Source organism: Niveispirillum fermenti (assembly GCF_048066175.1).
Classification (GTDB): domain Bacteria; phylum Pseudomonadota; class Alphaproteobacteria; order Azospirillales; family Azospirillaceae; genus Niveispirillum; species Niveispirillum fermenti.
Genome location: NZ_JBLTXA010000033.1, coordinates 36,332 through 44,497, shown reverse-complemented (window position 1 = coordinate 44,497; position 8,166 = coordinate 36,332). Strand labels below are relative to the sequence as shown.

At 63.0% G+C, this 8,166-nt stretch carries 8 protein-coding genes and 1 pseudogene; 3 read left to right on the top strand and 6 right to left on the bottom strand.

The genetic code is table 11. The annotated features are described in order from the left end of the window. On the bottom strand, nucleotides 1-1,904 hold a 1,904-nt coding region (locus tag ACM9LZ_RS21550), incomplete at its 3' end, for a Tn3 family transposase (protein WP_416621589.1). A 208-nt stretch (nucleotides 1,905-2,112) separates the two neighbouring features. Between ACM9LZ_RS21550 and ACM9LZ_RS21545 the strand changes: the two genes are divergently transcribed. From ACM9LZ_RS21545 to ACM9LZ_RS21535, 3 genes and pseudogenes are all read left to right on the top strand, one after another. Next, nucleotides 2,113-2,682 carry a recombinase family protein gene (locus ACM9LZ_RS21545; protein ID WP_465123041.1) on the top strand — a complete coding sequence of 190 codons (570 nt, stop codon included), beginning with the start codon at nucleotides 2,113-2,115 and terminating at the stop codon, nucleotides 2,680-2,682. Between the two features lie 72 nt (nucleotides 2,683-2,754). Beyond that, nucleotides 2,755-3,042: pseudogene (locus tag ACM9LZ_RS21540) on the top strand (IS30-like element ISAzs27 family transposase); the annotation flags it as partial. Nucleotides 3,043-3,246: 204 nt separating this feature from the next. Then, nucleotides 3,247-4,001 (top strand): IS5 family transposase gene (locus ACM9LZ_RS21535; RefSeq protein WP_416621587.1). Its coding sequence is split into 2 segments (ribosomal slippage): nucleotides 3,247-3,577 and nucleotides 3,577-4,001, totalling 756 coding nucleotides; the frame shifts between segments, so codons are not numbered across the junction. 404 nt (nucleotides 4,002-4,405) lie between these two features. On the opposite strand, the gene ACM9LZ_RS21530 is transcribed toward ACM9LZ_RS21535, so the two are convergent. From ACM9LZ_RS21530 to ACM9LZ_RS21510, 5 genes are all read right to left on the bottom strand, one after another. Further along, nucleotides 4,406-5,269, bottom strand: coding sequence for a dioxygenase family protein (locus ACM9LZ_RS21530; RefSeq protein WP_416621586.1), 864 nt, complete (start codon nucleotides 5,267-5,269; stop codon nucleotides 4,406-4,408). Nucleotides 5,270-5,493: 224 nt separating this feature from the next. Further along, nucleotides 5,494-5,802, bottom strand: coding sequence for a YciI family protein (locus tag ACM9LZ_RS21525; RefSeq protein WP_416621585.1), 309 nt, complete (start codon nucleotides 5,800-5,802; stop codon nucleotides 5,494-5,496). A 23-nt stretch (nucleotides 5,803-5,825) separates the two neighbouring features. Continuing rightward, the gene (kce, locus tag ACM9LZ_RS21520; protein ID WP_416621584.1) at nucleotides 5,826-6,761 is read right to left on the bottom strand and encodes a 3,5-dioxohexanoate:acetyl-CoA acetone transferase; all 936 of its coding nucleotides are present in this window, start codon (nucleotides 6,759-6,761) and stop codon (nucleotides 5,826-5,828) included. Between the two features lie 16 nt (nucleotides 6,762-6,777). After that, on the bottom strand, nucleotides 6,778-7,533 hold the full coding sequence (locus ACM9LZ_RS21515) for an SDR family NAD(P)-dependent oxidoreductase (protein WP_416621583.1): 756 nt from the start codon (nucleotides 7,531-7,533) through the stop codon (nucleotides 6,778-6,780). Next, on the bottom strand, nucleotides 7,530-8,162 hold the full coding sequence (locus tag ACM9LZ_RS21510; protein WP_416621582.1) for a 3-hydroxyacyl-CoA dehydrogenase family protein: 633 nt from the start codon (nucleotides 8,160-8,162) through the stop codon (nucleotides 7,530-7,532). Before ACM9LZ_RS21510 ends, ACM9LZ_RS21515 begins: the two co-directional genes overlap by 4 nt. Between the last annotated feature and the right edge of the window lie 4 nt (nucleotides 8,163-8,166).

Below are 8,166 nucleotides of genomic sequence, written 5' to 3'. Positions count from 1 at the left end.
ATGGAGACGCCGCGACAGGCATCGGCCATGCGCGCCAGACCGAGATTGATGCCATCGGCCAGGATGACGGTCAGCAGGGAGGCGCGGTCATCGGTCGGCCGACCGGAACGCTGATGGGTGAAGCAGTCACTGAAGCCGATCCAGCCATCGACCTCCATCAGTAGGTCAGTGATCTTGACGCGCGGCAGGGCATCATAGGCGGCGCGGGCCAGTTCGTGGGCACCCTCGGGTGTCTGGTCACGCAGGGGCGTGATCCGCAATTCGCCGGTGGACAGGTCGACATCCTGCAACTCCCCTGCCGCTGTCAAGCTGCCGACATCGCGCAGGCGCTGCGCCAGGGCCTGATGGCGGGTGGGCAGATAGATGACGGCATCGCCGGTGACCGGCAAGGGCAAGGCACCGTCGGCGCGCAGGGCCTCGAAGGTCGGCTTGGGCATCAGACAGCTCTCGAAATCGCGGAACTGGCGGCTGCCCTCCACCCAGACATCGCCGGCGCGCAGCCGGTCACGCAGCTCTGACAGGACACATATCTCGAAGGCTTTGCGGTCGATGGCACCGCCCGGCATGACGAAGGGCCGCCAGGATCTGCGGATGAATCCTGTCGGCACCTTGTCGGGCAGGCTGCGCTTGCCGGTGGCGAACAGGTCGCGGACCAGGGCGACGGCACGCAGCAGGGAGGAAACGCCGGGACCGCCTTCGAAGCGGAAGGCGGAGAGGAAGACCGGCAGAAAGGAACGGATGCTGGCATAACGGGACAGCAGTTCGGTGCGGGCATTGCCGGTGCCGGGATCGGCCAAGGATTCGATACCGGCAACGCTGGCCATGAAACGGAACCAGCCGACCTCCTTCTCCAGGGCGACCATGGGGTCGGCACCGGCCTCCCGGGCGTTGATCAGGCTGCGGCAGGCCGTGACCAGGGTGCGCAGATGGGCATGGGTATCGCGGACGGAACGCAGGATCTTTTCGTCCGCCCTGTTCTCCGCCCGGCGGCTAAGCATGACCATCAGCTTGTCGAACATCACCAGGGCGGCGTCGGTGAGGTCCGTCCCCATCCGGATGCCGGCGGCGGCCAACAGCGCGCGGCGCCGTTGGGCCGACAGGTCCCGCAGGTGCTGCACCGTCATCCGGTTGGCCTCTGTGGCCATCCGCTCGAAGGCAATACCGGGAATGCGGGCGGGCAAGGCGGCCGGGATACCCATCGCCCTGACCTTTGCCAGCCGGTCGATGATGGCCAACAGGTTGCGCGGCGCCGGCGACATCGATGCTTGCCGCAGCCAGGCCAGCAGGCTCAACCCGGTGTCCTCGTGCGGATCCAGCAGCGCGTCGAGGCGCGACATGTCAGCCGGCGGCATCCCCTCCAGAAGGATGCGGTGCAGAAGCTGCTCGGCGCGAGCACGGGCCTGATGCAGGATCAGTTCCAGCACGGCGGCCGGCGGCAGAAGCACGCGCCGCCGGCGTAGTTCCTCCACCAGGATGGTAGCCAGGGCTAAAGGGTCACGGTTCACTTGGGCCATGGACAGCAGCCATGCCGTCAGTTCCCTGAACAGCCCTCGGTCGAAGGGCCGGTGTCCTGTCAGTTCCAGCAGGTCCACGATGTCCTGGCGGCGGCTGGGATCACGCGACCGGTAGGTCGCGAAGTCTCTGGGCTGGGCGTCGACCTGGCTGGCGATGAACGCGGTCAGCGGAGCGGGCGGCTCTTCATGGGCGTCGAGGATGCGGCCGGGATGCCGCAGGTAACAGAGCATCATGGCAACGCCCAGCCGACGGTGCGGCGTGCGCTTGCGGGCAATCAGGGTGAGATCATCAAGGTCCAGCGTGTAATGCTGGACGAGAGCCCGTTCATCATCGGGCACGCCCAGCAACCGGTCCCATTCCGCCGGCAACAACAGCCGTCGTCTCGCCATGGCATCCCCCATTATCCCCACCAGGGTGTAGGAGGGACGGGAGGAATGGGCAAGGCCCTGTCGGGAAACACTTGTTTTCCGACAGGGGTGTGGGGCCAATCGAGACCCATCTCGCCACCCATCGAATTCTGTGCGACAAACCATGTCGGAATGATAGGTTATGCGGAAATGACTGATATGGGGTTTTCCGCACATGTTGGTGGGTTACATGCGGGTATCGTCCGATGGAGACCGGCAGACGACCGCGCTCCAGCGTGACGCCCTGGTCGCCGCCGGGGTCGATCCCCGGCACCTTTTCGAGGACAAGGCCTCTGGCGCGCGGGACGACCGGCCCGGCTTGAAACAGTGCCTGTCCTTCCTGACCTCGGGTGACACGCTGGTTGTGTGGAAGCTGGACCGCCTCGGCCGCTCGCTGCCCCACCTGCTCGACATCATCACCGGCCTGCGTGACGGGGGCATCGCGTTCAAGTCTCTGACGGAAGGTATGGACACCAACACCCCGCACGGGGAACTGCTGTTCCATCTATTCGGCGCGCTGGCGCAATATGAACGCGCCCTAACCCGCGAACGTGTTCAGGCCGGACTGGCAGCGGCCCGCAGGCGGGGACGACGCGGCGGCCGACCCGCGACGCTACAGCCCGAAAAACTGGAGGCGGTCATGGCCGCCTTGAATGGAGGAGCCAGCAAGGCCGCCGTGTGCCGAACCTTCGGTATCGCTCGCAGCACCTTGATCGATACGTTAAAGCGCGCTGGGTGGAGCGGTCCAGGCAAGGCTTAATGAGTGCTAAGCACCTGCCAAATCCATTCCAGGAACGCCATTGATCTACCGATCCTGGTTTGTTCTCACGAGCGGTACATAAAACTTACTTTCGTGTCGCGACCCCATGTGGTGGCGAAGCTGCATTCGGGCTGGTCGCCGCAGCAAGTTTCCGGTCGGCTTAAGATCGATCCGCAGCCGGTCGGCCAGATATCGCATGAGAGCATCTACCGGCATATCTACAGCGCCGAGGGCCGGGAAGCGAAGCTGTATGCCCTGCTTGCTGTGGCCCGGCGGCACCGCCGTCGTCAGAAGGGCCGCAAGCCCCGGGCCTCGGCGATCCCGGCAGAGCGGTGGATTGCGGCCCGCCCGGCTGAAGTTACGCCTTTGCCGATGGTCGGCTGGAGTTTCGCTGGCAGGGTCGTGCCCTGCCCTACATGATTTTTGACAAGAACCATCGGGTGACGCAGGCCGAGATCGTGGAGAACAAGCGGTTGTCGGAGGTCCTAGGGTCAGAACCGCAACAGTGTATTGAAATTTCTGTGAGAATGTGATTCCAAGGCGTGTTTAACGTTGGAGGATTGAATGCGGGAGATTTTCTGGCTTTCGGATGAAGCGTGGGCAGCGATTGAGCCACACCTTCCCCGCCATACCGTTGGTGCACCGCGTGTTGATGACCGTCGGATCATCAGCGGGATTATTCATGTACTCAAGAGCGGCTGCCGCTGGAAGGACTGTCCGCCGGAATATGGCCCACCGACCACGGTGTATAATCGCTTCAATCGCTGGTCCGGTCGCAAGCACTGGCACCGGATATTGCAGGCGCTGGCCGCCGGGCAATGGATCACGACCAGCGTGGCCATGGATGGCAGCTACGTGAAGGCACATCGGTGTGCCCACGGCGGAAAAGGGGGGCCAAGGCGCAAGCCATTGGCATTTCCAGAGGCGGTCAGACCACAAAAGTCCATGCCCTGACCGACACGCTCGGCCGACCGGTGGCCCTCCATGTGACCGCCGGGAACGTTTCCGACATCACCATGGCCGAGACCCTGCTGGCTGAGGTCGATGACTGCCGCTACGTCCTGGCCGACAAGGGCTATGACAGCGACAAATTACGGGCCAAGATCAAGGAAAAGGGCGCGAAGCCCGTCATTCCCGGCAGAAAGTCACGCAAGAAGCCGATCCGCTTCGACAAGGTCAGGTACAAATTCCGGTGGATGGTCGAGGCCGTCTTCTGCCGCCTCAAGGACTTCAGGCGCGTCGCCACCCGGTACGACAAGCTCGCCAGAAATTTCCTCTCCACTCTCGCCATTGCAACCATCGTGGCGTACTGGACCTGATTGAGTCTGGACCCTAGCTTATGTGAAGCAGATGCAGGATGCAATGCCGACGCCGACGGTCAAGAGCATCAGCGAACGCAACCACTACAAAAAGCGCGGACGCAAGCCGCCCGGTCGGCCTGGGGCGGCTGACAAACATGCGGCGGCCAAGGCAAAACCGGCCCGCCCCAACACTGACATTTCAATTCTGTTGAAACATTCCTTGTAGACCAACCCCGCTTAAGGCTGCGTGCTACGTCATAGCAGAAATCGGCGGTTTTCGGAGGTGTCCATCTTGATCATTTCGCTTGTCTTAGTTCGTCGGCGGGCCGGCCGTAAAACGACAACAGCGTTGGCACCCGCCGTGTGCTTTTTTCTCACGCGGGACTTGCCCATTCAGCCCTATAGCCAGCCCGTCTGGGCAACTATGCCCTGGACAGTGTGAAGTCGAAGTTTAGCGTGTACCAGTTGCCATCCATCTGCCTTCCGTCCGGTGCCGCGCCTGGCCCGTGCTGGGGGAAGTCGACAACGAGCGAATGCTTGACGCCCAGAACAGCGTCCGAATCCAGATACATTCCGCCAGTTTGGTAAAGCTGGGTCACCAGAGAGGCGTATCCTGGCGCTGAAATCTTGAAATGCACATGCGCGGGGCGCCAGGGCGACCGGCCCGTGGCCTTGAGGAGCCGGCCGACCGGCCCGTCATGCGGGATCGGATACGCCGACGGCATAATGGACCAGTAACGAAGGCGCCCCTGCTCATCGGTGTGGAACTTACCCCGCATCGAGGGCTTCCCCCCGAATTCCGCATGCTGAACGTCGTAAAGACCTTCGGCGTCAGAATGCCAGACATCCACTTCCGCATTTGCAATCGGCTCACCCGCCGAATTGCGGACCGTCAGTTCGGAGAAGAGCGGCGTGCCGGCCCTGCCTTCGGCAAGATTGGCCAATTGCGGGAATTCCACCGCCCCTTCCACATAGAACGGGCCCAGCAGGGTGGAGTCCGTCGACGTCTCTGTATGATCGTGGGCCAGGGCGTCGACCAGCATCGACACGCCCAGCACGTCAGACAGAAGAATGTACTCCTGCCGGATATCATCGCACCATTGACCAACGTCGGTCAGGAACTGAATGGCCGTTGCCCATTCCTTCTCGGTCGGCCGGACCTCACGAATGAAATTATGCAAATGGATTGTCGCCGCCCCGAGAACTTCGCGCAGCCGGGCATCCCTTGTGCCGGCGAAACGGTCAAGCACACCCTGCGTCACTTGCTTTTCATCGAACTGGATCATCAAAGCCCCCCACAGATGTTGTGATTTGTCTTTATCACCCAATCGGGCTGACCAGCTCCGGCTGGACGATGCCCGAGACGAAAGGCGGGTCGCCTGCGGGTTCCAGAGGCAGGCCAGAGCCGGCGTTCATTACGTGGGTGGACCTATCCAGCCAGCGAACCGGGCAGAGGACATGGACCGATGCTGTGGACGGCCTTTCCCGGAATGAATTGGGTCCCCACCGGTCAGGGCACCTGGGAGACGGGGGCACCCAGGCCCCAGTCCCAGCGCTCGATCTCCACCCTTTCGAACAGGCCCGCGGCCATGAAGGGTTCATCTTCCAGGAACCGCAGCAGCGCGGCGCGGTCGGGGGCCTGCAGGATCACCATTGATCCGATGGTCCGGTCGCCATGGTCGGAGACCAGCATTCCCCCGGCGACCGCATGGACACCGAACTTCTCTGTGACCAGATAGGTTCGATGCGCCGGACGCTCGCGCTGGCGAATGGCATCGGACCCAGGCGCATCATAGCCGCGAAAGGCAAAATAGGGCATTAGGGGGCTCCACTTCGATCCGGTCAGAACCCGACGCGGTCGCCGCCTTTGAGCGACAGGATGGCCCGCGCCTCCTGCGGGGTGGCGATCTCGAAGCCCAATTCTTCCAAGATGCGGCGGATCTTGAGCACCTGTTCGGCATTGCTTTTGGCCAGCGCGCCGCGGCCGAGATAAAGGCTGTCTTCAAGACCGACACGCACATTGCCGCCCAGCAGGGCGCAGAGCGTTAAGATCGCGGTCTGGTGCCGTCCGGCACCCAGGGCCGAGAACAGGTGATTATCGCCGAACAGGTCCTGCGCCAGACGCCGCATATAGACGACATGATCAGGCTTGGCCGCCAGCCCACCTAAAATGCCGAAAATACCCTGGATGAAGAAAGGCGGCTTCAGCATGCCCTGGTCAACGAACCAGCGCAGCGTATGCAGATGGCCAATATCATAGCATTCAAACTCGAACCGGGTGCCGTACCCGTCGCCCAGTTCGCGAATCACACGTTCGATCTGACCGAACGTGTTGCTCATGATGTTATCCTTGGTCCGTTCAAGGAACGGCTTCTCCCAGGAATGTTTGAATTCCGGGATTTTTTCGGCCGCCGGGAACAGGCCGAAATTCATCGACCCCATATTGAGCGAGCAAAGCTCCGGCTGCGCCCAATGCGCCGCTTCCAGCCGCTCATCCATGGTCATCCCCAGGCTGCCGCCCGTTGTGATATTGATGACGGCCTCGCAGTTCTGTTTGATCGAGGGTAGGAACTCCTTGAAGACATCCGCCTTGGCCGTCGGCGCTCCCGTCTCCGGATCGCGCGCATGCAGATGCAGCACCGCCGCCCCCGCCTCGGCCGCCGCCACCGACTCTTCGATGATCTGGCGCGGGGTCAGCGGCAGATAGGGGGACATGCTGGGCGTGTGAACGGATCCCGTCACCGCGCAGGAGATGATGATCTTGTTGGACGCGGCCATGATGCTTTTCCTTTGGTTACATCAGCGAGTAGGCGTCATCGACGGGGATGGCAGCACCGGAAATGCAGCGCGCGGCGTCGCCATCGACCAGCATCAGCAGCAGCGCCTCCAAATCAGCCACCGTCGCGGCGCGCCGCCGGGGCAGGCTGGCAATCACCTTCTGCCCGGCCTCGCTGGCCAGAAAATCGGCATTCAGTTCGGTTTCGACATAGCCGGGGCAGATCGCATTGACAGAGATGCCCTGCCGCGCCCATTCCACGGCAAGGCAGCGGGTCATGTGGATCACGGCGGCTTTGGTCATCCCATAGGCCGTCAGCTGCGGCATCACCACCATGCCGGCAACCGATGCCGTATTCACAATGCGGCCCTGCCGTCCCGCGGCTACCATGCGGCGAGCCACCGCCTGGGCCACAAAGAAGGACCCACGCACATTGGTGGCGAACATGGCGTCGAACTCATCGACACTGGTTTCCAGCGCCCGGCGCACCGGTGCGATACCGGCATTGTTCACCAGGACATCCAGCGGGCCGGCTTGGCGCTCGGCCTCGGCCACGGCCGCGTCGATGCCGGCGACGTCCGTGACATCAAGCGCCAGCGACAGAATTCGGCCGGGACCGCTGGCCTCGGCGGCCAGCTCTTCCAGGGCCGACATCCGTCGTGCCGCGGCGATGACCGTCGCCCCGCGCGCGCAAAGCGCCTTGGCAAAATGTTTACCGATGCCTGAGGAGGCACCGGTAACAAGGACATTCTTGCCCGATATCCAGCCCATCATGCACCGCGCTTGCGTTGATGGGCCGCAATCGCCTGCCGGGCCGGGGCATATAGCGGGCGGCCATAGGCCTGGAACAGGGCCGTGCACACGTCGAAATGGTCTTCAAGACCACCGGCTTCGACCGCGTCCATCAACCCCTTGCGATAACCAAGGCCGCTGCGCACGCAGGATTCAAGGCCATCGCGGCTGGCCAGCCCTTCATCCAGGGCGGCAAAGGCAAGATTGAACTGCGGACGGATCAGACGGTTCACGATCCGCCCGATCCGGTCGGCGCAGACGCTGACCTGCAGCCCCAGTTCCTCCAGCGCCTGCCGGGCCAGCGCCAGGGCGGCAGGATCGGCGCCCTCCCCCTTCACCAGTTCCACCAGATCGGTCGGCGGCGCGTCGCCAAGGCGGAACCGCGCAAAACCGAAAACATGACCTGGCGCCTCTGCCACGCGGGCGGCCAGACATTCATTGCCCAGCTCAACCAGTGCCGCCGCAAAGGACGCATGATCGTCTGTAAGCCGGGCCTGCTCCCCCGCCAGGATCAGAACTCGCGCGCCCGCCTCATCCGATTGCTTGGCCATACTGCCATCGGGGAAGGAACGGCTGGGACCGGAAAAGCGGAACTCAACAGTCAGAGCCATGTGC

Coding starts and splice junctions, on each gene's coding strand:
- ACM9LZ_RS21545 (WP_465123041.1), top strand. CDS start 2,113: ATGCGGGTATCGTCCGATGGAGACCGGCAGACGACCGCGCTCCAGCGT.
- ACM9LZ_RS21530 (WP_416621586.1), bottom strand. CDS start 5,269: ATGATCCAGTTCGATGAAAAGCAAGTGACGCAGGGTGTGCTTGACCGT.
- ACM9LZ_RS21525 (WP_416621585.1), bottom strand. CDS start 5,802: ATGCCCTATTTTGCCTTTCGCGGCTATGATGCGCCTGGGTCCGATGCC.
- kce (WP_416621584.1), bottom strand. CDS start 6,761: ATGGCCGCGTCCAACAAGATCATCATCTCCTGCGCGGTGACGGGATCC.
- ACM9LZ_RS21515 (WP_416621583.1), bottom strand. CDS start 7,533: ATGATGGGCTGGATATCGGGCAAGAATGTCCTTGTTACCGGTGCCTCC.
- ACM9LZ_RS21510 (WP_416621582.1), bottom strand. CDS start 8,162: ATGGCTCTGACTGTTGAGTTCCGCTTTTCCGGTCCCAGCCGTTCCTTC.